At 68.9% G+C, this 23,016-nt stretch carries 24 protein-coding genes and 1 pseudogene; 10 read left to right on the top strand and 15 right to left on the bottom strand.

From position 1 onward, the window contains the following. Window positions 1–61: 61 nt before the first annotated feature. From OG435_RS05140 to OG435_RS05125, 4 genes are all read right to left on the bottom strand, one after another. Window positions 62–2,305: a catalase gene (locus OG435_RS05140; protein WP_266875589.1), complete on the bottom strand. Its 2,244-nt coding sequence runs from the start codon at window positions 2,303–2,305 to the stop codon at window positions 62–64. A gap of 59 nt (window positions 2,306–2,364) precedes the next feature. Then, window positions 2,365–3,258 carry an SDR family oxidoreductase gene (locus tag OG435_RS05135; protein ID WP_266875587.1) on the bottom strand — a complete coding sequence of 298 codons (894 nt, stop codon included), beginning with the start codon at window positions 3,256–3,258 and terminating at the stop codon, window positions 2,365–2,367. 43 nt (window positions 3,259–3,301) lie between these two features. Next, the gene (locus tag OG435_RS05130) at window positions 3,302–3,925 is read right to left on the bottom strand and encodes a flavodoxin family protein (RefSeq protein WP_266875585.1); all 624 of its coding nucleotides are present in this window, start codon (window positions 3,923–3,925) and stop codon (window positions 3,302–3,304) included. A gap of 233 nt (window positions 3,926–4,158) precedes the next feature. After that, window positions 4,159–4,377, bottom strand: coding sequence for a hypothetical protein (locus OG435_RS05125; RefSeq protein WP_266875583.1), 219 nt, complete (start codon window positions 4,375–4,377; stop codon window positions 4,159–4,161). Window positions 4,378–4,744: 367 nt separating this feature from the next. Here OG435_RS05125 and ppk2 point away from each other — a divergent pair, with 367 nt between their 5' ends. Continuing rightward, window positions 4,745–5,704, top strand: a complete 960-nt coding sequence (gene ppk2 / locus OG435_RS05120) for a polyphosphate kinase 2 (RefSeq protein ID WP_266875581.1) — start codon at window positions 4,745–4,747, stop codon at window positions 5,702–5,704. 202 nt (window positions 5,705–5,906) lie between these two features. On the opposite strand, the gene OG435_RS05115 is transcribed toward ppk2, so the two are convergent. Beyond that, the gene (locus tag OG435_RS05115) at window positions 5,907–6,260 is read right to left on the bottom strand and encodes an STAS domain-containing protein (RefSeq protein WP_266875579.1); all 354 of its coding nucleotides are present in this window, start codon (window positions 6,258–6,260) and stop codon (window positions 5,907–5,909) included. A gap of 304 nt (window positions 6,261–6,564) precedes the next feature. On the opposite strand from OG435_RS05115, the gene OG435_RS05110 reads away from it, so the two are divergent. The 5 genes from OG435_RS05110 (at window position 6,565) to OG435_RS05090 (ending at window position 9,403) form a co-directional block, all read left to right on the top strand. Further along, window positions 6,565–7,611: a YihY/virulence factor BrkB family protein gene (locus OG435_RS05110; RefSeq protein ID WP_266875577.1), complete on the top strand. Its 1,047-nt coding sequence runs from the start codon at window positions 6,565–6,567 to the stop codon at window positions 7,609–7,611. A gap of 223 nt (window positions 7,612–7,834) precedes the next feature. Continuing rightward, window positions 7,835–8,248: a phage holin family protein gene (locus tag OG435_RS05105; RefSeq protein WP_266875575.1), complete on the top strand. Its 414-nt coding sequence runs from the start codon at window positions 7,835–7,837 to the stop codon at window positions 8,246–8,248. Next, window positions 8,245–8,733, top strand: coding sequence for a DUF3618 domain-containing protein (locus OG435_RS05100; RefSeq protein WP_266875574.1), 489 nt, complete (start codon window positions 8,245–8,247; stop codon window positions 8,731–8,733). The genes OG435_RS05105 and OG435_RS05100 overlap by 4 nt, the downstream gene beginning before the upstream one ends. Continuing rightward, window positions 8,730–8,996 carry a DUF4235 domain-containing protein gene (locus OG435_RS05095; RefSeq protein ID WP_266875572.1) on the top strand — a complete coding sequence of 89 codons (267 nt, stop codon included), beginning with the start codon at window positions 8,730–8,732 and terminating at the stop codon, window positions 8,994–8,996. The genes OG435_RS05100 and OG435_RS05095 overlap by 4 nt, the downstream gene beginning before the upstream one ends. 86 nt (window positions 8,997–9,082) lie before the next feature. Further along, the gene (locus tag OG435_RS05090; RefSeq protein WP_266875570.1) at window positions 9,083–9,403 is read left to right on the top strand and encodes a hypothetical protein; all 321 of its coding nucleotides are present in this window, start codon (window positions 9,083–9,085) and stop codon (window positions 9,401–9,403) included. Window positions 9,404–9,659: 256 nt separating this feature from the next. Here OG435_RS05090 and OG435_RS05085 read toward each other — a convergent pair whose 3' ends face one another. The 3 genes from OG435_RS05085 to OG435_RS05075 all read right to left on the bottom strand — a co-directional run bounded on the left by OG435_RS05085 (window position 9,660) and on the right by OG435_RS05075 (window position 11,207). Next, a complete protein-coding gene (locus OG435_RS05085; protein WP_266875569.1) occupies window positions 9,660–9,992 on the bottom strand; it encodes an STAS domain-containing protein in 333 nt (110 codons plus the stop codon). A 127-nt stretch (window positions 9,993–10,119) separates the two neighbouring features. Continuing rightward, complete coding sequence (locus OG435_RS05080) at window positions 10,120–10,551, bottom strand: ATP-binding protein (protein WP_266875568.1); 432 nt, start codon at window positions 10,549–10,551, stop codon at window positions 10,120–10,122. Window positions 10,552–10,679: 128 nt separating this feature from the next. Continuing rightward, window positions 10,680–11,207 (bottom strand): PP2C family protein-serine/threonine phosphatase, encoded by a 528-nt coding sequence (locus OG435_RS05075; protein WP_266875566.1) that lies wholly within the window; start codon window positions 11,205–11,207, stop codon window positions 10,680–10,682. A gap of 416 nt (window positions 11,208–11,623) precedes the next feature. On the opposite strand from OG435_RS05075, the gene OG435_RS05070 reads away from it, so the two are divergent. Continuing rightward, window positions 11,624–12,819 (top strand): IS3 family transposase gene (locus OG435_RS05070; RefSeq protein WP_266874684.1). Its coding sequence is split into 2 segments (ribosomal slippage): window positions 11,624–11,903 and window positions 11,903–12,819, totalling 1,197 coding nucleotides; the frame shifts between segments, so codons are not numbered across the junction. Between the two features lie 9 nt (window positions 12,820–12,828). On the opposite strand, the gene OG435_RS05065 is transcribed toward OG435_RS05070, so the two are convergent. Both OG435_RS05065 and OG435_RS05060 read right to left on the bottom strand, forming a co-directional pair. Next, entirely contained in the window at window positions 12,829–13,965 is a 1,137-nt protein-coding gene (locus tag OG435_RS05065; protein ID WP_266875565.1) for an AI-2E family transporter, read from the bottom strand. A 16-nt stretch (window positions 13,966–13,981) separates the two neighbouring features. Next, complete coding sequence (locus OG435_RS05060; protein WP_266875563.1) at window positions 13,982–15,208, bottom strand: IS110 family transposase; 1,227 nt, start codon at window positions 15,206–15,208, stop codon at window positions 13,982–13,984. A 248-nt stretch (window positions 15,209–15,456) separates the two neighbouring features. Between OG435_RS05060 and OG435_RS05055 the strand changes: the two genes are divergently transcribed. Next, complete coding sequence (locus OG435_RS05055; protein ID WP_266875561.1) at window positions 15,457–16,557, top strand: MarR family transcriptional regulator; 1,101 nt, start codon at window positions 15,457–15,459, stop codon at window positions 16,555–16,557. A gap of 230 nt (window positions 16,558–16,787) precedes the next feature. On the opposite strand, the pseudogene OG435_RS05050 reads toward OG435_RS05055, so the two are convergent. Further along, window positions 16,788–17,783 (bottom strand): annotated as a pseudogene (locus OG435_RS05050) (PP2C family protein-serine/threonine phosphatase). Here OG435_RS05050 and OG435_RS05045 point away from each other — a divergent pair. Next, window positions 17,694–17,927, top strand: coding sequence for a hypothetical protein (locus OG435_RS05045; protein WP_266882307.1), 234 nt, complete (start codon window positions 17,694–17,696; stop codon window positions 17,925–17,927). The pseudogene OG435_RS05050 and the gene OG435_RS05045 sit on opposite strands and share 90 nt — an antisense overlap. Window positions 17,928–18,126: 199 nt before the next feature. Here OG435_RS05045 and OG435_RS05040 read toward each other — a convergent pair whose 3' ends face one another. Genes OG435_RS05040 through OG435_RS05025 form a run of 4 tightly spaced genes read right to left on the bottom strand, consistent with a single transcriptional unit; the run spans window position 18,127 to window position 21,738 of the window. Next, window positions 18,127–18,618: a MarR family winged helix-turn-helix transcriptional regulator gene (locus tag OG435_RS05040; protein ID WP_266875559.1), complete on the bottom strand. Its 492-nt coding sequence runs from the start codon at window positions 18,616–18,618 to the stop codon at window positions 18,127–18,129. 41 nt (window positions 18,619–18,659) lie between these two features. After that, a complete protein-coding gene (locus OG435_RS05035) occupies window positions 18,660–19,088 on the bottom strand; it encodes an STAS domain-containing protein (RefSeq protein WP_266875558.1) in 429 nt (142 codons plus the stop codon). Continuing rightward, entirely contained in the window at window positions 19,085–20,146 is a 1,062-nt protein-coding gene (locus tag OG435_RS05030; RefSeq protein WP_430625578.1) for a cobalamin B12-binding domain-containing protein, read from the bottom strand. Before OG435_RS05030 ends, OG435_RS05035 begins: the two co-directional genes overlap by 4 nt. 8 nt (window positions 20,147–20,154) lie before the next feature. Further along, a complete protein-coding gene (locus OG435_RS05025) occupies window positions 20,155–21,738 on the bottom strand; it encodes a PP2C family protein-serine/threonine phosphatase (protein ID WP_430625577.1) in 1,584 nt (527 codons plus the stop codon). Between the two features lie 957 nt (window positions 21,739–22,695). Between OG435_RS05025 and OG435_RS05020 the strand changes: the two genes are divergently transcribed. After that, the gene (locus OG435_RS05020; protein ID WP_430625576.1) at window positions 22,696–23,016 is read left to right on the top strand and encodes an ATP-binding protein; all 321 of its coding nucleotides are present in this window, start codon (window positions 22,696–22,698) and stop codon (window positions 23,014–23,016) included.

Raw genomic sequence — 23,016 nt, 5'->3', positions numbered from 1 at the left:
ACTCCGCTCCCGATCAAGCGCCGCCCTGTCCGCGAATGTGCGGGCGGGGCGGCGCTTGGCGTCAGAGGTTGGCGGGGAAACGGGCCCATGCGCGATGTTCGCCCAGCGCTTGCGATAGCTCTTCCACGATCGCCGTGCTGGTCTCGCCAGTAGCAATGCCGGGATCGTCCGCAGTGATGCCGCACGTTTCGAGGAGCTGCTCCGCACTGTTCCAGCCGCCGACGGCCTTGCCGTGGCGGTACGCCTCGGTGACGAGCAACAGGACGCGCGGGTCGGGAGCTGTGGGAGGTCGTGCGGTACCGGCCTTTGCGTCGCGGGCGCCGTAGGCATCTGAGCCCGCTTCGGGCGCGCCAGCCAGGAGGAGGGCGTCGAATTCGACGGAACGGGCGGTGGCGAAGGTGCGTTGGACGGCGATCGGATCGCCGTCGGGGCCGAGGGTGCCGCCAGTGGGTGCGATGACGAGGGGCACCATGCCGGAGTCCAGGATCGCCTGTCGAGCGGTCCGTACACCGTCCAGGTCGGCGGCCGGGTCGGCGATGATCCCGATCACGCGTCCGTCGGTCGGCCAGGTTCCTCCCATCTGGGAGAGGGCGGGGCTGGGGTCGGCCGCGACGAGCGGCACGGTGGCGACAGGAGCCGGCAGACCGAGACCCGAGGCCACCTCCTCGCACAACTGCGGGTCGATGTTGGCCAGGACCTTCAGGGTGCGTTCCTTGATGGCCTGCTCGTAGCACTTGTTCAGTTCGAAGGTGTAGGCCGCGATGATGTGTTCGCGCTCGGTCGGGGTCATGCTGAGCCAGAACAGGCGGGGTTGGGTGAAGTGGTCGGAGAAGGAGGCTGGTGTCTCGCGGACCTTGCTCGCTGCCGGAACCTTCACGGGCGTCTCGATGAAGGCGCTCATGTCGGCGCCCGCGAGGAAGGGGCAGCCGCCGTCGAGGGTGTTGGGGTGGTAGGGGGCGACGCCGGTGTGGACGGCGCTCTGGTGCATCCCGTCGCGGAGCATGTCGTTGACGGGTGCGTGCGGCCGGTTGACGGGGATCTGGCCGAAGTTGGGGCCGCCGAGGCGGCTGATCTGGGTGTCGAGGTAGGAGAAGAGGCGGCCGGTGAGCAGCGGGTCGTCGGTGACGTCGATGCCGGGGACCAGATGGCCGGGGTGGAAGGCGACCTGCTCGGTCTCGGCGAAGTAGTTCTTGACGTTGGCGTTCAGGGGCATCAGCCCGATGGGCTGGACCGGCGCGAGCTCCTCCGGGACGATCTTCGTCGGGTCGAGGAGGTCGATGCCCTCGAACATCTGGTCCTCGGTGTCGGGGAAGGCCTGGATGCCCAGCTCCCACTGCGGGAACGCGCCCGATTCGATGGCGTCGGCGAGGTCGCGGCGGTGGAAGTCGGGGTCCATGCCGCAGATCAGCTGCGCTTCCTCCCAGACCAGGGAGTGCACGCCCAGCTTGGGCTTCCAGTGGAACTTCACCAGCACGCTCTCGTCGGACGCGTTGACCAGCCGGAAGGTGTGGACGCCGAAGCCCTCCATCATGCGCAGTGAGCGGGGGATGGCGCGGTCGGACATGTTCCAGAGGGTGTGGTGGGTGGCCTCGGTGTGCAGGGACACGAAGTCCCAGAAGGTGTCATGCGCGCTCTGGGCCTGCGGGATCTCCCGGTCGGGGTGCGGCTTGCCGGCGTGGATGACGTCGGGGAACTTGATCGCGTCCTGGATGAAGAACACCGGGATGTTGTTGCCCACCAGGTCGAAGGTGCCCTCGCCGGTGTAGAACTTCGTGGCGAACCCGCGGGTGTCGCGCACCGTGTCCGCCGAGCCGCGCGAGCCCAGCACGGTGGAGAACCGTACAAAGACCGGAGTCTCCACGCCCTTCGCAAGGAACGCCGCCTTGGACACCTCACCTGCCGTTCCGTAGCCCTTGAAGACACCGTGGGCGGCGGCGCCCCGCGCGTGGACCACCCGTTCCGGGATCCGCTCGTGGTCGAAGTGGGTGATCTTCTCGCGCAGGTGATGGTCCTGGAGGAGGACTGGGCCGCGCGGGCCCGCCTTGAGCGAGTGATCGGTGTCGGGCAGGCGTGCGCCCTGGGCGGTAGTCAGGTAAGCGCCACTCTGCGCGACGCGCGCCTGGTCCGCTCCTGTGGGCTGGCCCGTGGGGCTGACCGTCTCGGGGCCGTCCTGATCTGCTTTCGGGGGCAAGGGTTCGTTCGGCTGTGTGGGCTCGGCCAGGGGCGGGGGCACCGAGCCCGGTCGGCCGGGTAGTTCGTTGCGGGCGGCGTCTTCTGCTGACTGCCGTTGCTTCTTCTTCGTCATGATCGTTCTCCTCGTTGCGCCGACGTCGTGGTGGGCCCCGCGTACCCGATCGCGGCAGGTCAGGGGAGGGGAGTGCCGCCCGTGGCGTTGACGATCTCTCCGGTGATGTAGCTGGCCTGGGGTGAGGCCAGGAAGACGTAGGCAGGAGCCATCTCCGCCGGCTGGGCTGCTCGGCCCAGGGGCGACTGCTTGCCGAACTCGGTGACGTCGGGCATGGTCGCCGGGATCAGCGGCGTCCAGACGGGTCCGGGGGCGACGGCGTTGACGCGGATCCCGCGTTCGGCGACCATCTGCGCCAGTCCGTGGGTGAAGGAGATGATCGCGGACTTGGTCATCGCGTAGTCGAGGAGGTGGGGGCTGGGCTGGTAGCCCTGTACCGAGGCGGTGTTGATAATCGACCCGCCTCGTGGGATGTGGGCGAGGGCGGCGCGGGAGAGCCAGAACATGCCGTACAGGTTGGTCTTCATCACCCGGTCGAACTGCTCCGTGGTGATGGCCTCGATCCCGTCGGGCTGGGACATCTGGTACGCGGCGTTGTTGACGAGGATGTCTAGGCGTCCCAGGTCGCCGACGGTGCGGGCGATCAAGGCCTCGCACTGCGTCTCCTCGCGGATGTCGCACAGCACGGGCACGGCCTTACGGCCCGCCTCGCCGACCAGGCGCGCGGTCTCGGCGGCCTCGTCGGCTTCCTCGGGCAGGTGGGTGAAGGCGACGTCCGCGCCCTCGCGGGCGAAGGCCAGGCACACGGCCCTGCCGATCCCGGAATCCCCTCCGGTGACCAGAGCCACCTGGTCCAGGAGCACGTCGTGGCCTTGGTAGGAGTCCTCGCCGTGGTCCGGTCGGGGATTCATCTCCTCGGTCGAGCCGGGGTGGTCCTGCTCCTGCTCCGGAAACGGCGGGAGTGGGTGGCGGGTGACGGGGTCGGGAACGCGGGGTGCTTTCGGGGAAGACATTCGTTCCTCCTGCTCTCCGGTGCGCGCAAGGGCGAGTAGTGGCTCAGTTCGCCGGGTAGGGAGCGGCCTTGAGGCAGCGGGCGAGGTGGGCGGTGTTCGCGGCGAGGGTGGCGGTGGTGCCGGCGGTCTTCTCCGGTGTCTTCTCGAGGTCCTGGTAGTCGGTGCTCTGCATCGCCTCACCGACCCAGTAGGTGACGGCGTTGGGGGCGAGGGAGAACCCGGCGTCGTTCAGGCCCTGGTAGAGGTCGGCGCTGACCTTGTGGGCGCCGTCCTCGTTGCCGACGACACAGACCGCGGCGACCTTGCCGTAGGTGAGCATGCGGCCCTCGTCGTCGGTCTCGGAGATCTCCGCATTCAGCCGTTCCATGACCTTCTGGGCGATGCTGGAGGGATGTCCGAGCCAGATGGGCGTGGACAGGATCAGGATGTCGCAGCCCAGGATCGTGTCGCGGATCTCCGGCCAGGCGTCGCCGTCGCCCAGGTCGGTGCTCACACCGGTCTTCACGTCGTGGTCGGCGATCCGGACGGTCTTTCCCGTGACTCCGTGCTCGGCGAGCGCCGCCATGGTCTGCTCGGCCAGCAGCTGAGAGCTGGACGGGTCGGGGGAGGGGGAGAGGGTGCAGACGAGCGCGACAGCACGCAGCGGGGTGTTTCTATTGGGGTTCATGATGCGCGGCTACCCCCACACCCCGCTTTGATGTGGCAAGCGATCCCATTCATCCCCTTTGGGTCAATCTGCCCCCCGTGGTCCAGGCCTTCCCCGTACGGGAGGCCATTGAGGCGCCCGTGCCGTGCCCAAGATCAAACCGGTCGCGCCGACCGCAGTGAGCAGCAGGACCCCACACGTAGTGGTGGATGTACATTCCGCGAGCCAGCCGAGCGGGCCCCGACTTCCGGCTGTCAGTCGGTCGGCTCCTGGGGCTTGGCGTTGCCCGGCCCGGCTGCGGGCTGCTCGCCCTTCTCGCTCCCGTCCTCCCCGGACCCCTTGTGCTGGGGCTGTCCGGTCGCGTCCGGGAGGTCGGGGGCACTCGGGCCGAAGGGGGGCAGGTCCGGGGTGACTGCGTCTCGCTTCTCCGGAACGCGGTCCGGAAGTTCAGGCTCCGATGGTGCACTGCGCATGACAGGTCTCCTTACGGGTGGCTGGGGCGGACTCCGGCAACGGGAAGTCGCAGGGGCGGCGGAGCCGGGCTCGGCGGGAGCGCCGGCCGCGTGGTGGCGGGGGGATGCCACCACGCGGCTCGGGCCGTTCGGGAACCCGCGCCGCTCACTCACTGCGACGGGCTCCCTCATTCAGGCTTGTCGCCGGGATCCAGCCGCGCAAACGGGCGGCACCCGTCCATTGCGCTGGGAATCGGGCACAGGCGGCCGGGCTGGTGCCCCGGCCCGGGCGAGCGGTCCGGTTGGCACGACCGGCCACGGGTAGGCGGGGCATGGGCAGTGCTCGGCGGTTCACGCTGTGGCGGCCCCCGAGGGGACGGTGTGCGGGATGACCGATGAGGCGGACACGGGACATCCGGAAGAGCTCCTGGCCGGGCTCCGGGTCGATGCGAGCCGTCCAGAACAGCCCGTCCTACTCGATGGCGCGGGGCTGCCGATCCGGACGTGGCGCGAGAATCACCCGTACGACCGGAGGCTCCGGCGGGTGGAGTACGAGCGTGCCAAGCGGATTCTGCAGATTGAGATGCTCAAGCTGCAGAAGTGGGTGAAGGAGACCGGCGCCCGGGTCGTGGTGGTGTGCGAGGGCCGCGACGCCGCGGGCAAGGGCGGCACCATCCAGCGGTTCACCGAGCGCCTCAACCCGCGCGGAGCCCGGGTCGTGGCCCTGGACAAGCCCACCGAACGCGAAGCGGGCCAGTGGTACTTCCAGCGCTACGTCGGCCACCTCCCGGCCGCCGGCGAGATCGTGTTCTTCGACCGCTCCTGGTACAACCGCGCGGGCGTGGAGAAGGTCATGGAGTTCTGCACGGACGAGGAGTACAGGCTCTTCCTGGCCCAGTGCCCGTCCTTCGAGACGATGCTCGTCGAGGACGGAATCCACCTGGTCAAGTTCTGGTTCTCCGTCTCGCGCGCGGAGCAGCGCACCCGCTTCGCCATCCGCCGCGTGGATCCGGTCCGCCAGTGGAAGCTCTCGCCGACCGACCTGGCCTCCCTCGACCTCTGGGACGACTACACGGCGGCCAAGATCGCCATGTTCCGTGCCACCGATACGGACGACGCCCCCTGGACCGTGGTCAAGAGCAACGACAAGCGCCGGGCGCGGCTCCAGGCCATGCGCCATCTGCTGTGGCGACTGGACTACGCGAACAAGGACCCTGACGCGGTCGGCATCCCGGACCCTCTCATCGTCGGCGCCGCCGACACCCTCCTGGAAGCGGGCGAAGAGACCGCGGACCTTTCCCCGACCCCGCTCGCCGCCCGTCTGTCCGGTCCCGGTGAGCATCCATGAGGAGCCAGGCGCAGGGCTCGCGTCGAGGTGTCCCGGGCGGATGGCTCGGACGCGGTGATGGGGTCTGGCCTGGGTTCGGTCCCTCTCGGCACTGGCCTCCGGACCTATTCTTCCCAGTGGGCGCTCCGCCTCGTTCTGGGCTTCTTGGGCACCGGGGTAGGTGTTCGTACGCCGACGCTCATCCGGTGGTCACGGCAGGCGATCAGTCGGACTTGCCGGGGCCCGTAGTGATGTGGAAGAGCTGTTCGGTGCCGGTGAGTTCGAGGAGTTTGGTGACTTGCCGGTTGGGGGCGTGGAGGGTGACGTGGCGGCCGTGTGCTTCAGCGGTGAGGCGGGCCCGAAGGATGGCGTTGAGGCCGGATGAGTCGCAGAAGGTGAGTTCCGTCAGGTCGAGGACGACTTCGGGCGGACAGTCGGGCTGGGTGATCAGGGTATGCAGGGCACCTTGGAGCAGCGGGGCCCGGTCGATGTCCATCTCGCCGCCGATGTTGACGATCACTTGCGGCACTTGCTTCTCCACCTCTACGGGCGGAACGCGGTCCTGCGCATCTTTCATGTGTACAGCCTAGAAGGATGCCAGGGCGGTGGCCAGATCCTTCCAGGTCAGCCGGGCTTTTGCTGTCGGCCGGGGTTGCCGCGGAGACGGTGCGCGCTGCGGGTGGTGAGGCCGTCGAGGTCGTTCTCGGGCTGCTGCGGGAGGTGTCGGAACTCGATCGGATCCCGCCACGCTGCGAACAGCGGTCCGGCGGCCACCGCCGGACCACGGGAGCTTTCCAAGCATCGTCAGCCGAAGGAGAACGAGCCAGGTTATTGCGCGTCCTCGCTGACATGAGTGAGGCGATCCAGGACAGGCGCAGAGCATGACACGCACATCGAAGGCAGGCCCAGGTGGGGACGACCGGCGCTGTGAAACCGGCCCCGAGAACACGGCGGGACCGGGTCCGACGGTGGAGGAGCGGGCGCCCGACCGGCCCACCGAGTTGCCGAAGCGGTCGTGGAAGGCGGTGCTGCGCGGCACCGTAAGGGAGTTCCAGGAGGACGAACTCGCCGACCGGGCCGCGGCGCTCACCTACTACGGGGTCCTGGCGCTCTTCCCTGCTCTGCTGGTGCTGGTGTCGCTGCTGGGCATCGCCGGGGAGTCGGCGACGAAGCAGGTCCTGGAAAACCTGCGGCAACTCGCTCCCGGTTCGGCGCGGGACGTGGTCAGCGACGCGGTGTTGCAGCTTCAGGGTCACTCCGGGGTGGGCTCGCTGCTGGCGATCGTCGGCTTGGTCGTCGCCGTGTGGTCGGCGTCCGGCTACATCGCCGCGTTCATCCGCAGCTCGAACGCCGTCTATGACATCCCCGAAGGCCGCCCTGTCTGGAAGGTCCTCCCGCTGCGCCTGGCCCTCACCGTCACGCTGATGGTCCTGGCCGTTGCCAGTGCGCTGATCGTCGTCTTCTCAGGCGCCCTGGCCCGGCAGGCGGGCACCGCGCTGGGGGTGGGGGACACGGCTCTGACCGTGTGGTCGATCGTGAAGTGGCCGGTGCTGGTCCTTCTCGTCACGATCATGATCGCGATTCTCTACTGGGCCGCGCCGAACGCGAAGGGCCGCGGCTTCAAGTGGGTGACGCCGGGCAGCTTCCTGGCGCTGGCCATCTGGATGGCCGCCTCGGCCGGCTTCGCGTTCTACGTCGCGAACTTCGCCTCCTACAACAAGACCTACGGCACGCTCGCCGGTGTCATCGTCTTCCTCGTGTGGTTGTGGATCACCAACCTGGCGATCCTGCTCGGCCTGGAGTTCGACGCCGAATTGACCCGGCAGAGGGCGATCGCCGGCGGACTGCCCAAGGACCAGGAGCCCTACGTCGAACCCCGTGACACCCGCGCCTGGAGCGACGGCGACCACCGCCGCATGGAGCATTGACCCCTGCCCCTTTCCCTCAGGTTGGTTGCCGAGGGGGTGGCGGGGCCGTTGCGGGGTAGTCGCGCGATGTCGATGCCCTGGACATCTCAACGGGGAAGTCCCGTCACGCACTTCGAGGTCCGTTCGCAAGTCCGTCCAGGCCACCTCGGGTAGCGCCGGGAAGAGCTCCAGGCCGACGTAAGGCACGTTCCACCCAATGGAAGAAGGGCAAGGTGTCCCCATCATGAGCACGGCAGAGCGACATCCTCACATCGCAGACGACTCGGTGGGCGCCCTGGTCTCACGCGCCTCGCAGCAGATGTCCGAGCTGGTGCGCGAGGAAATGCGACTGGCCCGGGCGGAAATGACGGATAAGGGCAAGCACTACGGGAAGAGCGGCGGCCTCTTCGGCGCCGCAGGACTCCTCGGCTTTCTGGCACTTCAGGCCCTGGCAGCCACCTGTATCGCCGCGCTCGCGTTGGTCCTGCCGCTGTGGGTGTCGGCCCTGATCGTCACCGCGGCCCTGGGCCTCGCGGCCGCGCTGGCCGCACTGGCCGGCAAGACGCAGATCGCCCGGGCAGGCTCCCCGGCTCCCGAGCAGACCATCGACAGCGTCAAGGCCGACCTGGCCGAGATCAAGGAGAAGGCACACCGATGAACGACGACGCCCGTACCAACATCGGCATTCCCACCCCCAGCTCCGGCATGAACGACACCGCGGAACTGCGCGAGCAGGTCGAGCGCACCCGCGACGAGCTCGGCCAGACCGTCGAGGCCCTCGCCGCGAAGGCCGACATCAAGGCCCAGGCCAAGGAGAAGACGGCCGCTCTCACGGACCAGGCCGCCGAGAAGACAGCTCTGGTCTCCGAACAGATCCGCGAGAAGGCGGAGCGGGCCGTCCACCTGGTGAAGGACGGCACGCCCGACCCCGCCCTGGAGAAGACCGCGCAGGCCGCGGCACAGCTACGGGACGGCGCGGCCAAGGCGGGCCAGTACGCCCTGGACAAGACCCCCGACCCGGTCCTGGAGAAGGCCGGACAGGCAGCGACGGCCGCACGCGCCAACCGCGGTCCGCTCCTCGTGGCCGGAGCCGCCGTGGCCGTCTTCCTACTGGTGCGCCGCAGCCGAGGACGCCGCAGGTGAACGCTTCCAAGATCCCCTACAAGCCGGTCGGGCTGGCCCTCGGCGCCATGAGCGGCATGATCGCGGGCGCAGCGTTCAAGCAGGCCTGGAAGGTCATCGAAGGCGAGGGCGACGCTCCCGAAGCCACCGACGAGGGCCGGTCCTGGAAGCAGATCCTGCTCGCCGCGGCCATCCAGGGTGCGATCTTCGCCGTGGTCAAGGCCTCGGTCGAGCGGTCGGGTGCAGTGGCCGTACGACGTGCGACGGGCACTTGGCCCGGCTGACCCGCCGCGGTGGCAGCCCGCCCGAGCCGGCCGGCACCACCCCTTCTGCTTGCGCTGTCGACACCCATCTCTTCGTGGAGGAAGTCATGGCCGTGCAACACGGTCTGCAGGCCCTGGCTGCTGTGGCCGTCACGGTCGTCACGGCCGGCGTCCTCACGGGGCGCTGGTGGTCTGCTCGCGCACGACGCAACGGGCACGGAGCCAGCGCCGCCCGTGCCCCGTGGCGCCGGACAGCACCCGCCTCGGCCGGGGCCGGTACGGGCCACGATCGCGTGATCAGCCTGCACACTGCCTTCCTCGACCGGACCCACCAGCAAGTGCTGAGAACAGCAGACGCACACCTCGACCGGTACTGGGCGAGCATCGCCCCGCTCTACCCACCCTCCGACCCGGGTGAGCCAAACTAACAGCTGGGGCCCGGGTGGGTGCGGGCCGATCCCCACCTGAACCCGTTAGGTAGGCAGCTGTCCCATCAGTGCCCCGGCATCCCGCAGTGGCGGCGTCGGGGGCTGCTGCTTCCGGTGCACGCTTTGCGAGGGTGGCTGCCTACGGTCCTGCTGGCCGGGGCCTCCCATCAGCACGCCGGGGGCCTTCTTGCGGCACAGCGCTTCCCACCGTACTCCGACCGCGCTGCCGTCCCCGCGGCGTAAGCGGTCGAGCTCTCTACAGAGCGCGTGCTGCGTCGACGCTGTCGACGATGGTGAAGATCTGGCCTGCCGAGGTGAGCTCGAAGAGCCGGGCGAGCCGAGCGGGGATCGGGCCGGAGAGGATGAGCCGGGAGCCGGTGCCCCTCAGGCACATAAGGGCGTTGAGCATGGAGGAGTCGGCGAAGGTCACCTGGCTGACGTCCACGACGATGGTTCGCACCGTGGGGTCGGCGACGGCCAGGTCGACGGCCCGGCTGAACGGCTCCAGAGTGTCCTGGTCGAATTCTCCGGCGCATGCGATCACGCGTACGCCTTCGACGTCCGGCAACACCGTCACGAGCTGTTCCATGGGTCCCTCTGTATCTCGGCTGTGGGGAAGCACGGTTCCCCGGGGTGGTCGGCATGTCACGGATCCCGAATCTGTGGATCTGGTCTCCCGCGATGGAGGGGGGTCTGCGCTCGGAGCGAGGGGGCGGTCACCCGGTGGCGGGCCGCGATGGGTCCTCGTCAAGTGCGATGGCAACGGTGATGCGCTTTCCCTTTGCCTCTCGCTGGACCCGGAAATCCTGAGCCGAGGCCCTCACGATCTCCAGGCCGTGCTGGCCGACCCTGAAAGGGTCGGGGGCCAGGATCGTCGGAGTGATCGGGCTGCTGTCCCACAGGCCCACCTCGACGGATCCGTCCTGGACCGCCAGCGTCAGCAGGTGGGTGCCGGGGGCGTACTTGCGCGCGTTGGTGACCAGCTCACTGACCACGAGTTCAACGGTTTCCAGCGTGCGGACGGACACGAGCAGGCCGTGCGCGTCGCGTAGACCATCGAGGAACGAGCTGGCTATGTGCCGGGCGTCTGCAATCCTCTCGGTGCCGTCGAGAACGGCGGCCACTGACATGGAGGATTCGGTCGACATCTGTGGGTCGCCCTCCGCTGTCCGCTTCGTTGGCCCGCCCGGCTCAGGGCTTCCACGCCCGGTGGCGGGCGCATGCCGTAGATACTACGGAGTGCCGGGGCCGGGGCCGCGCAGTCCAGGCGGCGTCGCTATAGGGGGCGACGGAGGCGAGCGGTGAAAACGATGATGTCGTCGTCCGGTTCGGCCGCGAAGATGTCAATCAGGTTCGTGCACAGGCCCTCGGGGTCGCGGGGCCCGGCCGAGGCGGCCGCGCTGAGGATGTCCATGCGCTCGTACAGGTCGCTGTCGCGGGTCTCGATCAGTCCGTCGGTGACCATCAGGAGCAGGCTGTCCGGTTCGATCGCGTGACTGACCGCCGGCGGGTGGTCCACCCCCAGGCCCAGCAGCGGGCCGTGTTCGCGCAGGTACCGGGGTGGACCGCCGGGAGGGAGGAGCAGGGGCGGCAGGTGGCCGGCGTTGGCGACCTGCAGCCGGGAGCTGCCCGGTTCGACGAGCACGATGCAGACGCTGGTGGTCCAACCGGGCTGGTGCAGGCCAAGCAGGTGGTCGAGGTGCTGGAGCAGGACGTGCGGCGGGTGGCCCTGGGCGGCGTAGGCGCACAGGGCGTGCCGGAGCAAGCAGGCCGCGGCCCGCTGGAATCGCCTCCGAGCAACCACCGGCGCGCCTTCTCTGCTGGCAGCCGACGGACCACGATGCAGACGGCCGGCTCTGCCTCCCGCCGGGCCATCGCGTTCGGCGGCCTGCACCCGGACCAGCGGTCAGCTCCGCCCCACCGGGCCCGGTTCCGCGCCGCCTTCGGCGGGAACGTCCGTACCGGCACCGGCCGCCCCACAGGCATCGACCGCGGAAGGGCCGGCCGCGGCGGCGTCACCGCCGGCGACGGCTGCGGGCACCGTCGCTGCCGGTCCCGCTGTGACACGCGCACGGAGGTACCCGATCACGGTGTTGCCCACCGCGACCAGTGGTACCGCCACGACCGCTCCACCGATACCCGCCACGATGCCGCCGGTGGCCACGTGAGGTGCCCCGAAGTTCTCGGACAGGGGCCCAATAGGGTTGTCCTGTCAAGGGAATGAGGAAGCACGAAGTGGCACCGCCCAGCAAGTACACCCCGGAGTTCCGCGAGGAAGCAGTCCAGATCGCGCTCCGCTCCAGCAAGACCGTCTCGGAGACAGCCCGAGAGCTTGAATTGAACCCGGAGACACTCCGGGGCTGGGTGAAAAAGTTCCAGAAACGGCGTGAGCCGGCCGCTGACGCTGAGCTGACGGTGAGTGAACGCGCCCGGTTGAAGGAACTCGAACGCCGCATTCGCGAAGTCGAGATGGAGAACGCCTTCCTGAAAAAATGCGCGGCGTACTTCGCGAAGGATCCCCGGTAGCACGCAAGTACGAGTTCATCGAAACGATGCGACTCGACACCGCGGAGTACGTATTTTCTGTCGAGTTCATGTGTGAGCGGCTCGACGTGTCCAAGTCCGGCTACTACGACTGGCGACGCCGTCCTGATTCTGCGACGGCTCAGCGGCGCGAGGAATTGAAACTGCTCGTCAAGAAAGCCTTCGAGGTGTCCGACAGTACGTACGGATACCGGCGCATCCGCGCCCAGCTGGCGCGCTGGGGGCACGCCGCCGGCCTGGAGCTCGTGCGCCAGCTCATGCGTGAACTGGGCCTGATGCCCTGCCAGCCCCGCCCGAAGCGGTTCAGCCTGACCCAGGCTGCGGCGGGCGCAGTGCCCGACCTCGTCGGCCGGAACTTCACCGCCGACACCCCGGGTGAAAAGCTCGTCGGAGACATAACCTACATTCCGACTGGCGAGGGCTGGCTTTATCTCGCGACGGTCATCGACTGCTGCACGAAGGAAGTCATCGGGTATGCGATGGACGACCACTACCAGACGCCTTTGATATCCCGGGCCATACGCAACGCAGCCCGCAACAGGAAGCTCACCAAGGGGGCAATTTTTCACTCCGATCGCGGAAGTAACTATATGTCAGCCGAGTTCGGGAAGGCGCTGAACCGGCTCGGCCTCCGCAGATCGTCTGGGCGCACCGGGATCTGTTTCGACAACGCGATGGCCGAATCGTTCTTCGGAACTCTGAAGAACGAGCGTGTCTCACGTGTGACTTACCTGACCCTCGAGGCCGCCCGGCAGGACATCACTCGCTACATCGAATTCTGGTACAATCGCAAACGCCTTCACTCGGCTGTCGGTTACCGGCCTCCGCAGGAAGTCCACGCCGAGTATGCAAGGTTGCGAATAGCCGCGTGAAATGAACGGTCAGATCCCTGTCCGAAAAACGCGAGGCCCCTCAACGGCCAGGACCACGGCCAGCGGGTGCACCCGCACGGCCCGGCCGAGGATGAACGGCTGCAGTACGTGCCCCTCGATCTGCTGGACCACCAAGACGATCACCAGGGCCATCAGCGCGGTGAAGACGCCCTGAGTGACCAGAGCGACGACGACGGCCAGCGCGCCCGAGGCGACGGCGCCGACCAGAGGCACGAAGGAGGCCAGGAAGATCACGACCGCGATGGGGACCGCGAGCGGAACGTCGAGGAAGTAGATGCCCACGCCGATGAAGACGGCGTCGATCAGGGCAACGATCACAGTGCCCCGGACATACGCGGTGAGCGTCCGCCAGGCGCGCGGGCCGGCGCCCGCCAGGCTCGGTCGGGCCGCCGCCGGGACCAGCTTGAGCGTCCACTCCCAGATGCGCCTGCCGTCGTAGAGCAGGAAGAGCGTGGAGAACATGGCGAGCAACAGCCCGGTGATGATCTCGACCAGCACCGTCACGCCCTGGAGACCGGTTGAGGTGATCTCGCTCGTGCTCGTCCCGATACTGCTGCTCAGCCGGTCGGCGATGTCGTTGATCTGGCCTTCCGTGACGTGCAGCGGGCTGTTGATGAGCCATTGCTTCAGCTCGCCGATGCCCTCCTGGACCCGCTCGGAGAGATTGCCGATGTTGTCGAGGACCTGCCAGACGACGAACCATCCGGCCAGCCCCAGCACGGCGAACCCGCAGATCGCGGTCAGCGCGGTGGCCAGCACCCGCGGCAGCCCGTGCCGTCGCAAGCGCGCGACGGTCGGCTGCAGGAGGGCAGTGATCAGCAGAGCGACGGCGAACGCCAGCACGACCAGTCGAACTGCGCCGATGACGCGCATCAGTACCCATACGGTGGCGGCGAGCACCAGCAACCGCCAGCCCACCTCGGCGGCCACCCGCACGCCCCACGGCACCGCCGCGGCGGCGTCCCGGGCAGCGACCCGGTCGGAGCGCTGCTCCTCGATCTGGATGGCGTCGTCCCACGCCTCGACGTATGCCGCTTCTTGCCGGGCGTGAAGTTGCGCCCGGCGCTCACCCAGGCCGGTGAGGCCCACCTTGGCACGGGCGAACCATCCGTGCGGGTCAGACATCCCATGCCGTTTCATGTCAAGAGGGATAGAGCTGGGCGTGGTGTGACCAGGCGGTTGCTTCGTCGTAGTGGGTGCGGGTTTTGAGGCATCCGTGGAGGATGCCGACGAGGCGGTTTCCGACCTGGCGGAGGGCAGGGTTGTAGCCGGCGTCGCGGGCGCGCTGCTTGTCGTAGTAGCGGCGGGCGCCGGGTGAGGTGTTCAGCGCGGAGAACGCCTGGAGTTGCAGGGCCGAGGCGAGGCGGTTGTTGCGGACGTAGCGGGCCTGGACGGTGTGGCTCTTGCCGGAGGCCCGGGTGATAGGGCTGGTCCCGGCGTAGTTCTTGCGGGCCTTCGCGTTGTCGTAGCGGGTGGGGTCGTCCCCGAACTCGGCGAGCACCCGGGCGCCGGTGATCTCCGCGATGCCGGGCATCGAGAGGTAGATCTCAGCGTCCGGGTGCTCAAGAAAATGTGCCTTCACCTGCCTTTCGAGCTCGGCTATCTGCTCGTTCAGACTGATCAGCAGGCGCGCGTGGGCTGTCGCGGCGGCCGCGTAGGCGGCGGTCACCGGTTCGGGCAGACCGAGGTGTTCTTCTCGCAGCGCGGTCTGGATCGTGGCGGCTTTCTGGGGCCGGTTGTGCCGGCGGTGGCGGGTCAGGACCGCGGTGATCTGGGGGCGCGTCAGCTTCGCCGCGGTGGCGGGCGTGGGCGCCTTGATCAGCAGCTCCAGTGCGTCCGTGCTGGTCAGCGCCAAGTCGGCGTAGGCGTCCAGGGCCGCGGGGAAGTACTCGCGCAGCGTATTGCGCAGCCGCTGGAAGGTGCGGGTGCGTTCCCAGATCAGTGTCTGGTGGGCACGGGCGACGACCTTCACGGCCTGGGCCTGCTCGCTGTCTCCAGCGACGGGCCGCAACTGGTCACGGTCGATACGGACCATGTCTGCCAGCGCGTGCGCATCGCCTTTATCGCTCTTGGCGCCGGAGGTTCCGTAGCGTTCCTTGAACCGGTTGACCTGCCTCGGGTTGATCGCGAACACCTGGTAGCCGGAGGCGATCAGGGCCTGCACCCACGGGCCGCGATCGGTCTCGATCCCCACCACCACCTCGGCGGAGTCCACATCCGCGCCACCGTACTTCGCGATGAGCGCGTGCAGTTTCGCGATGCCCTCCACCCCCTCGGGCAGGGTCGCGACGGCCAGCTTGCGGCCCGTCCCGTCCTGGACCTCGACATCGTGATGGTCTTCGGCCCAGTCGTCACCGATCAGCAGCAACAGTTCTCTCCCGCTCGTATCCGTTCGTTCAGTTGCACAGCAGCCTGCGGAAGGCACGGCACGCGGCCTAATGGATCCAGTGCTCACGCCCGTGGGCGGGCACGCCATCCCATCAGCGGTCATGGCCTCCCGGCCGACCAGCAGGGGCACGGTCTGACCACAGAACTCGAACGGCTCCGGCATCGGAAGTGCTCACCTGCTGGCGGCTACAACATCAAGTCTCTACGACCCGATACGTCCCATTAGGCATGGGAGGTGGGTTCACCACGGATCCTTCTTCTCGGAGCAGCACTTTCCGACCGCGGCTACGGCATGCGTCCGGGGCATTCCCCCGCCACGCCGCCCACGGCACATGTGCGTCGGCCGCCCTTCGGCGCCTCGCCGCCACGCAGACCGGATGCCCCCGATCGTCCGCCGTACGCGTAGGCCAAGCCCGTGGGGCGCTGCCCAGGTCCAGTCGGTCCGCTCCTCAGCCCGGGCCGGTCCGGGTGCCGCGGTGTGCCCGCTCCAGGGGTGCCCCGGCGGCGGGCCTGACAAGCGGACGCCCGGATGACACAGTGGTGCGATGCCCAGAGCCCTCCATCCCCTCGACGACGAGCCGGGGCCCTCGACGCGTGCCGGTCGTGGAACTGCTCGAGGCTCTGTGGCGACCGGTCCCCGATGCCGCCACCGGGGGAGCGGTCCCCCCGTCGCAGCTGCGCGCTCTGACCGTCATCGAACAGCGCATCGGCATCAATCTGAAGGACCTCGGCGAGGCACTCGGTTCCGCGCCGCCGGCGATCAGCCGTCTGTGCGACCGCCTGGAGGCGGCCGGTCTGATCCAGCGCACACGCGCCGCGACCAACCGCCGCGAAATCGAGTTGAGCGTGAGTCGGCACGGACGCGCCGTCCTGGAGGACACCAGAGCCTGCGGGCGCGGCAGACGGCCGAGATTCTGCAGCGGATGTCTTCCCGCCACCGTCAGGACCTGGCCCAAGGTCTCGCAGCCGTCCGCGCCGCGGCGGCGCCCGAGCGGACGGCGCCACCGAGCGCCGCGAACGGCCTGTCAGATACCGCATAGTCCACCCGCCCCAGGCTCTGGCGAGGAAGGGCATCGAGGTGACCCCGGTCGTACTGCCCCGCTCGTGCGGTGGGCCACGAGCCCGAGGCCTCGCCTGCGATGTCACTCGCTGACTTCCCGCCCATACTCGCCGCTCGGGCCTGGCGGGGCGTTGATTGCTCCGGTGAGGGCGCGCAGGCGTCCAGCAGGTGTCGGCGCTGATCGGGACGCATGCCGCTCAGGACGTGGTGCAGAGCCTGGGAACGTTGCTCATACAGGCTGTCCACGGTCCTCTGACCCTGGTGGGTGAGGATCAGCCCGACCTCGCGGCGGGGGATCAAGGAGGCGTGACCCCTCAGATCCGCCCGGCGAACCGGAGGCGCCGCGGGGCCCGGGCCGCGTCCGGCGGCCGGGGCCGAGCCCTGCGACGACCACACGCGCAGGTGTGACGGTATCCGCCCTCCAGCCCTCCAGCCCTCGGCTCCGACCGCACGGCGGCCGTTGGAGCAGGCCCCCGCTGCCGGCGCCCTCGAGGTCGGTCTACGACGCCGGTGGCCGACCGAACCAGTCAAGGCACGTCACGAGCGCATCGTCCTCGGGCGCCGCGTCCCGGTAGGCCGTCAGCTCTTCCAGGATTGCGCGGGGGACCGCGGCAACGGGCAGAAGGGCGGTGGCGTGGATGGCGCGGGCCAAGGCGCGCTCACTGTAGGCGACGCCTCCCTTGTCGGCGGCTCCGTAAACGCCGTCACTGACGAAGATGAGGCGGTCTCCGGGGAGCGCCTCGAAGCGCTGTGCCGAGTACTGCGCTTCCTCGAACATTCCCAGGGGAAACTGGGCTTCGAAGGGGACGCGCTCCACGGCTCTGTCGCGGTAGCGCCACAACTGGGGGGACCCGGCGTCGACGACCTGGCCATGGCCCGTGGCAAGTTCCAGGCAGAGCAGGAGAGTCGAGACGTATTCCCGCCCGCGCTACTGGGCGTAAACCGCCTGGTCCGCCAGCGCCGCCTGATCGGCGATACCGATGCCGGCCCTCCGGGCGTTGCGCAGGGCGTTGATCGCCAGATTCGTCAGGAGCGAGGCCCCGATCCCCTCGCCCATCCCGTTGGTGACGGTCATGGTGAGGGTGTCCGCGGTGGTCGACCAGTCGAAGTTGTCGCCGTGAATGTCGTAGGCGGGCTCGAGCTGGGCGCCGATGGCGTACTCCGGACGGGAACAGGCCCGGCCGGGAAGCAGCTGCCACTGCATCTCGGCCGCCAGGTTGAGCCGACTTGCCCGGCGGGCCTGCACGTACAGGTCGGTGTCGCGCTCCGCGACGATGATCTCGTGCCCCAGCAGCTCCGCGACGTCCGTCAGCTCCGCCACGATCTCCGTCGTGCACAGCTGCTCGGGCATACGCACCGTAAGGACCCCTAGCCGGTCCCCTCGAACGGTCATCGGGAGGTGCAGATGCATGGCATTGCCCTGAGCGGACTGTCCGTACGGCTCCTGGCTGCCGAAAGCACCGGCGCGCGGCTCGCCGAAGAGATCTGCGGCCACAGACTGACGCGCTCGACGGAAGCGGTGATCACGATCGTTACCGGCCCGGACAACCACTTTATTCTCTTAAAGGTTGCCGCCAAGCAACTGTCACTCAACTCTACCGCCTGTGGACCCGTCAGGGACGCGTATCAGTGTCGCTAGCTGTCACTGTGCCGGGCGAGGATGCTCACCGTCGGTCGACAGCACGGGGCCTGGGACGGCCCCAGTGGAGCTAGCCACCGCAGCACGGGTGGAGGTCGCGGCCTTCGGAGGCTTCAGCCGCTGAGCAGGAAATGCACGTACGGGCCCCGGGTCCCCACGCCCCATTTGGTTCTCGGGGTGGCGGGCCGCCCGGGTGTCGTCAGGCGGCGGGGTTGTTCTGTTGGGGGGAGCCGGTGGTCGAGGTGATGCCCTCCTGGAGTGCTGCCAGCCCTGTCGTGAGGGCGTGCCGGGCATCGGCGCTCATGGTGTCGAGGGCCTGGGCGAGCGTCTGCTGGCGCTTTTCCCGTATCTGGGCGAGGTGTCGTTCCCCGGCGGGTGTGAGACGAGGGGTGAGCTCGCGGCCGTCGCCGGGGGAGGGATGGCGGCGTAGGAATCCGGTGGCTTCCAAGCGATCGCAGAGCCGGGTCACGGAGGGAGCCCCGGCCCCGAGGAGCTGGGCCAAGGCGCTCATGCGGATCCCGGGCCGGCGGTCGAGGAGGAACATCAGACGCAACTGCGTGGTGGAGACCGGCGATGTGGGAACCGCTTGGCGGGCGCTCTCGTAGACGACGTCGAGGAGTTCGGCGATGTCGCTGACCGAGCGCGCGGCGTCCGGGGCGCTGCTGCTCGGGCCGAAGGCCGGTACGGACATGTGCATTCCCTCCGTGCGAGCTGCCCGCCGGCCGGGGCCGGTCAAGTGCTGGGGTCCTGCCCGCTGGAGCGGGCCTTTACAGCTTCCTGCGTACCTGCGGACGCTCTCTCCACCGTCAAGGCCACCGACCGGATACCGGTGTGTGGGCTGGTGAAGTGGTTGAGGGTGCCGGTGACCTGCAGGATCCGCTCCAGTTCCACCGGCCGTCCGTCGAGGTGCAAGCGTACGCCCGCGGCGTCCGTGCGTCGCCGGATCATCAGCAGGACCGCCAGCCCAGTGGAGTCGACCCTGGTCATGTCCGTGCAGTCCACGTGCAGATCCCGCAGCCCACCCGGGCAGGCCAGGACTGCGGAGACGGCGTCCAGGAGGCGGTCGGCATCCTGGTAATCGAAGTCGCCGTGCAGCTCGATGCGCACGGCGCCGGCCGTATCGGTGCGGGTGAGGCGCAGTGGCCCGGGTGTGGGGGTCATTCGGCGGCTCCGCCAACGGTGAGAGGGGTATCGGTCAGGCGCGTGACGGCGAGCCGGAGCATGTCGGTGGCGCGGGGGAAATCCTTCAGTTCACCTGCCAGAACGTCCAGCGCCGGCGGCAGACTGTGCGCCGGTACACCGCGCGCTTCGAGGATGCCCGCGGTCCACAGGAGGAAGCGGGAGAACAGCTCGGCGTCACCTGTGTAGAGGGCCGCACCGAGGAACTCCACGATGTGGGACAGGTCCTCGGCGGTGCGTTCCCGCTGCGCCTCGGTGTAGCCGCGCATCGCCGGAAATCTGTCCTCCAGCCCGGTGAAGACGGTCCGCACGAGCTGGGGGCGGCTACGCGTTACGAGGGTGTACTCCTGGTCGGCAAGGTGCGGCAGGTCATCGATGGGCTGGTGGTCGGGCCGCGGGCGCGGCAGCGGCCGACGCTCGAGAAGGTCGGCGGCCGCACGGGCGTCCGGCGTCCACGCGTCCGCGCCCAGCAGACGGGCGTATTCGCCCTCCGGCCCGAACGCGGCTCCTCCGACGAGGACCGGCACTCCGGCCGCTTGACACGCGGTGATCGTCGCGTGGGCGGTCTGCAGCCGGGTGGGGATGGAACTCGACAGAGCGACGACGTCGGGGCCGGTGCGGTGGATGTGCGCGATGAGGTGCGGCGTGGGGACGTGGGCGCCGAGGTAGTCGACGTGCCAGCCACGCAGTTTGAGGACCTCGGCTACGAGGTGGGCCGGCAGCCCGTGCCACTCCCCGTCCACGCATGCGACCAAGACCCGGCCGCGCGACGGGTCCCGACGGGCTGCAGGGTGTTCGGCGAGAGCGGCTATGGCACGCTCGTTGATCGCGGTCGCGGCGTGCTCCTGCGCGACGCTGATCCGGTTGGCGGCCCAGTGTTCGCCGACGCGGCCCTGCACCCAGGCGATCGCGTCCAAGAGCACGTCTTCGGGGTCTGCTCCGTCATCCAGGGCTTGGTGGATCACGGTGACCGCGGCCCGTTCGTCGCCTGCCAGGACCGCGTCCCAAAGCCGTGCCCCCAGAAGTCCCGTGTTTGTCACGTCGGTTATCACGCTGTGAACCTGCCCCTCGTGTGCCCGTCCACCGCGCTGAGGTGGTTGGTTCGGGGTGCGGAGATCGCCACGACGGCCATGTCGTCGTGACGGCCGCCGCCGACCCATTCGGAGGCGAGCATCTGCACCCGCTCCACCACCGCCTCCGCGGGCATCCCCGTGCACTCCGCGAGCACTCGCCTCAGCCGGGCATCACCGAACATGGCCCCGCCCAGCGGTCCGCCCCGTGCCTCAGTGATTCCGTCGGTGAAGAGCAGGCACGTCTCACCCGGCGCGAGCGTCACTGCCGCCGTCTCGGTGGTCACGGCCGGAAGTGCTCCGACGAGTGTGCCGTGGGTAGCGGCTTCCTCGACGGTTCCGTCGGTACGCAGGATCAGCGGAGCGGGATGGCCGGCACTGGTCAGCCGCAGCTCCACGGCGGCACCCTCGCGGACCGCGGAGGCCAGAACCAGCGTCGCGAAGCGCGCGTCGTGCGTATTGAGCAGCGCGGTGTTGAGCAGGTTCAGCATCCGCGGGTGGTCATCGGCCATGGGCAGCAGGGCGTGCAGGGTGTTACGGATCTTTCCCGTCATCACGGCGGCCTCCAGGCCCTTGCCGCAGACGTCGCCGAGGACGACCAGTGACGCTCCGCCCGCCACGGCGGCGGGGTGGACGTCGTAGAAGTCCCCACCGATCCGCTCATGGTCCAGGGAGGGCCGGTAGCCGCCCGCGTACTCGACCCCCGCCACTTGATGCAGCGATGGCGGGAGCAGTTCGCGCATCAGCGTCTCGCTGATCGATGCCTGCTCCGCATACAGGCGCGCCGCTGACATCGCTGCGCCCGCGCGGGCGGCGAAGAGGCGGGCGAATACTTCCTCGCCTTCCGTGAATCCGGCACCGCCCGCGCGGCGCAGCAGGACCAAAGCTCCCGCGGGGACGCCGTGGCCGGGCAGCGGTGTTATCACTATCGACCCCACCGTTCCGAACCCCTCCGGGACCAGCCACGCCGGCGCGGTGGCGGGATCGATCCACCGCGACGGGACGGGCGGGAAACCTTGCAGCGCTTCCGCCAGGCCGGGTACCACCTCGGGGTGCGCGGCAACCCGCGACGCCTCCGGCAGCCCGCCGCGCACGCAGGACACGATCGGGAGCTCGCGGCCGCGTGAAGGCGCGATGACCACGGCCGCGTCGGCCAGGTGCTCCGCGGCCATCTGCGCCGTGACGTCCATGCACCGCTCCAGATTCAGCGAGGACAGCAGCACATTCGAGGCCTCCCCCAGAAAAGCGGTGCGCGCCCGCTCCATCCGCAGGGCCTCGCGGGCCAGACGGTGGTCCGTGTCGTCGACGAGCCACCACACCACCGTCCCGTCCCCGCGGACCGTGGGATGTGCTTCATACGAACGGTCGCCGACCGGACCCTTCACCAGAGCGCCGGCTCCGGGTGCCGAAGTCGGGGCCGTCACCGGGGCAAGACAGCGGGTGTGGGCCTCGGACAGCCACGCGGGCACCGTGCCCGCGATCGCCGTCCCTGCGCGGGCTTGGGGAAAAAGCAGACCGGCAACCTCGTTGACCCGCACCAGATTTCCCTGGTCATCGGCCACAAGCACGGGGTAGGGGGCCTCACTCCACGGCGCGCGCACCGAAGGGGCCGCTTCCTGGGTGGGAATCACCAAATCGTTGAGGCCCGCTGCGCGAACCCCTCACCTCATAGTCTCGAAGACGGTTACTTGCCTTTCGGCAACCATCCTCTATCCGTCACCCTCCTGGCAACCGCGCCCCCCTCACCACACCGTCCCACACCCTCCACGCACCAAAGGAACACACGAACTGCACGACCTGAACGGTGAAACACGTCACCTCTCTTCGCATCTCATCGCAAGAGGCCATCGGGCCGCCCGAACCGCAGGCAGTCCCATGGCGGGTCTTGTGAGCCAGGGACTGCCCCAGCTCGCACGACCGCCGCCCGGCAAGGCTGCGGGCTGAGCGAGCACGACCAGGGATAGGGGGAAATGCTCGGGTGAGCGGTGATGAAGACTTGACGGTGGTCAGTGAAAGTACGTCGGAGCGCATAACCGTCATCCGTGTCCGCGGTGACCTGGATGACGACAGCACGCCCGCTCGCCCTCACCCGTGCCCTGGACGATGCTGTGGCATGCGCGTCCGCGTGTACGGTGGTTGACCTGTCCGGGGGTGGGCTTCGCGGACTCCTCCGCTCTCTACACCGTGCTCGAAACCCTTCAAGCCCATACCGCCGGAACCACGCTCGTCCTGGCAGGCCCGTTGCAGCTCGGGCTGCGCCGCTTGTTCGAGGTCACCCGCCTTGGGCCCGTATTCCGATGGGCGGACAGCGTGCGGGACGCAATGACATGCTGAGCACCGTCACCCACGCCCGAACCGACTCCGCACGGCGCATGACCCCCACCACCAAGGGCAGGCGATAGAGCGTGAACCCGCCCGCGGCAGCAGACAACATCCCCCGGCCGGAGCACCGCCAGAACGGTGCCCGGCCTATTACCGTTTCGGCGGCTTCCGCCCGCCACCGGGTCTCCGAGCTCCTCATGCGCGCGGGCGTCAGCCCCGACAGCGTCCCTGCCGCAGACGCTCTCCTGATCACCTCGGAACTCGTCACCAACGCCATCCGCCACGGCGGCGGCATCACCCACTTCCACGCCGCCCTCGCCGACGACGCCCTCCACCTGGCCGTTAGCGACCCGAACCCTGACCACCCGTCAGCCCACCCGACGGCCCATGGCCGTCCCGGCGGCTACGGATGGCCCCTCATCCAGCTCCTCGCCGAACGAGTCGACATCACCCCCCTCCCGGACGGAGGCAAGACCATCACCGCCATCCAGCGCCTGAAAACCGCGGACCCGACGTAA

The organism is Streptomyces sp. NBC_01264, from assembly GCF_026340675.1.
GTDB lineage: Bacteria > Actinomycetota > Actinomycetes > Streptomycetales > Streptomycetaceae > Streptomyces.
The sequence above is the reverse complement of the archived record's forward strand: the minus strand, read 5'-3'. Positions and strand labels throughout refer to the sequence as shown.

Coding starts and splice junctions, on each gene's coding strand:
- OG435_RS05125 (WP_266875583.1), bottom strand. CDS start 4,377: ATGCGCAGTGCACCATCGGAGCCTGAACTTCCGGACCGCGTTCCGGAG.
- OG435_RS05090 (WP_266875570.1), top strand. CDS start 9,083: ATGGCCGTGCAACACGGTCTGCAGGCCCTGGCTGCTGTGGCCGTCACG.
- OG435_RS05085 (WP_266875569.1), bottom strand. CDS start 9,992: ATGGAACAGCTCGTGACGGTGTTGCCGGACGTCGAAGGCGTACGCGTG.
- OG435_RS05115 (WP_266875579.1), bottom strand. CDS start 6,260: ATGAAAGATGCGCAGGACCGCGTTCCGCCCGTAGAGGTGGAGAAGCAA.
- OG435_RS05105 (WP_266875575.1), top strand. CDS start 7,835: ATGAGCACGGCAGAGCGACATCCTCACATCGCAGACGACTCGGTGGGC.
- OG435_RS05065 (WP_266875565.1), bottom strand. CDS start 13,965: ATGTCTGACCCGCACGGATGGTTCGCCCGTGCCAAGGTGGGCCTCACC.
- OG435_RS05040 (WP_266875559.1), bottom strand. CDS start 18,618: ATGTCCGTACCGGCCTTCGGCCCGAGCAGCAGCGCCCCGGACGCCGCG.
- OG435_RS05020 (WP_430625576.1), top strand. CDS start 22,696: ATGCGCGCGGGCGTCAGCCCCGACAGCGTCCCTGCCGCAGACGCTCTC.
- OG435_RS05035 (WP_266875558.1), bottom strand. CDS start 19,088: ATGACCCCCACACCCGGGCCACTGCGCCTCACCCGCACCGATACGGCC.
- ppk2 (WP_266875581.1), top strand. CDS start 4,745: ATGACCGATGAGGCGGACACGGGACATCCGGAAGAGCTCCTGGCCGGG.
- OG435_RS05045 (WP_266882307.1), top strand. CDS start 17,694: ATGCATGGCATTGCCCTGAGCGGACTGTCCGTACGGCTCCTGGCTGCC.
- OG435_RS05100 (WP_266875574.1), top strand. CDS start 8,245: ATGAACGACGACGCCCGTACCAACATCGGCATTCCCACCCCCAGCTCC.
- OG435_RS05130 (WP_266875585.1), bottom strand. CDS start 3,925: ATGAACCCCAATAGAAACACCCCGCTGCGTGCTGTCGCGCTCGTCTGC.
- OG435_RS05110 (WP_266875577.1), top strand. CDS start 6,565: ATGACACGCACATCGAAGGCAGGCCCAGGTGGGGACGACCGGCGCTGT.
- OG435_RS05135 (WP_266875587.1), bottom strand. CDS start 3,258: ATGTCTTCCCCGAAAGCACCCCGCGTTCCCGACCCCGTCACCCGCCAC.
- OG435_RS05080 (WP_266875568.1), bottom strand. CDS start 10,551: ATGTCGACCGAATCCTCCATGTCAGTGGCCGCCGTTCTCGACGGCACC.
- OG435_RS05140 (WP_266875589.1), bottom strand. CDS start 2,305: ATGACGAAGAAGAAGCAACGGCAGTCAGCAGAAGACGCCGCCCGCAAC.
- OG435_RS05055 (WP_266875561.1), top strand. CDS start 15,457: ATGGGAGGTGGGTTCACCACGGATCCTTCTTCTCGGAGCAGCACTTTC.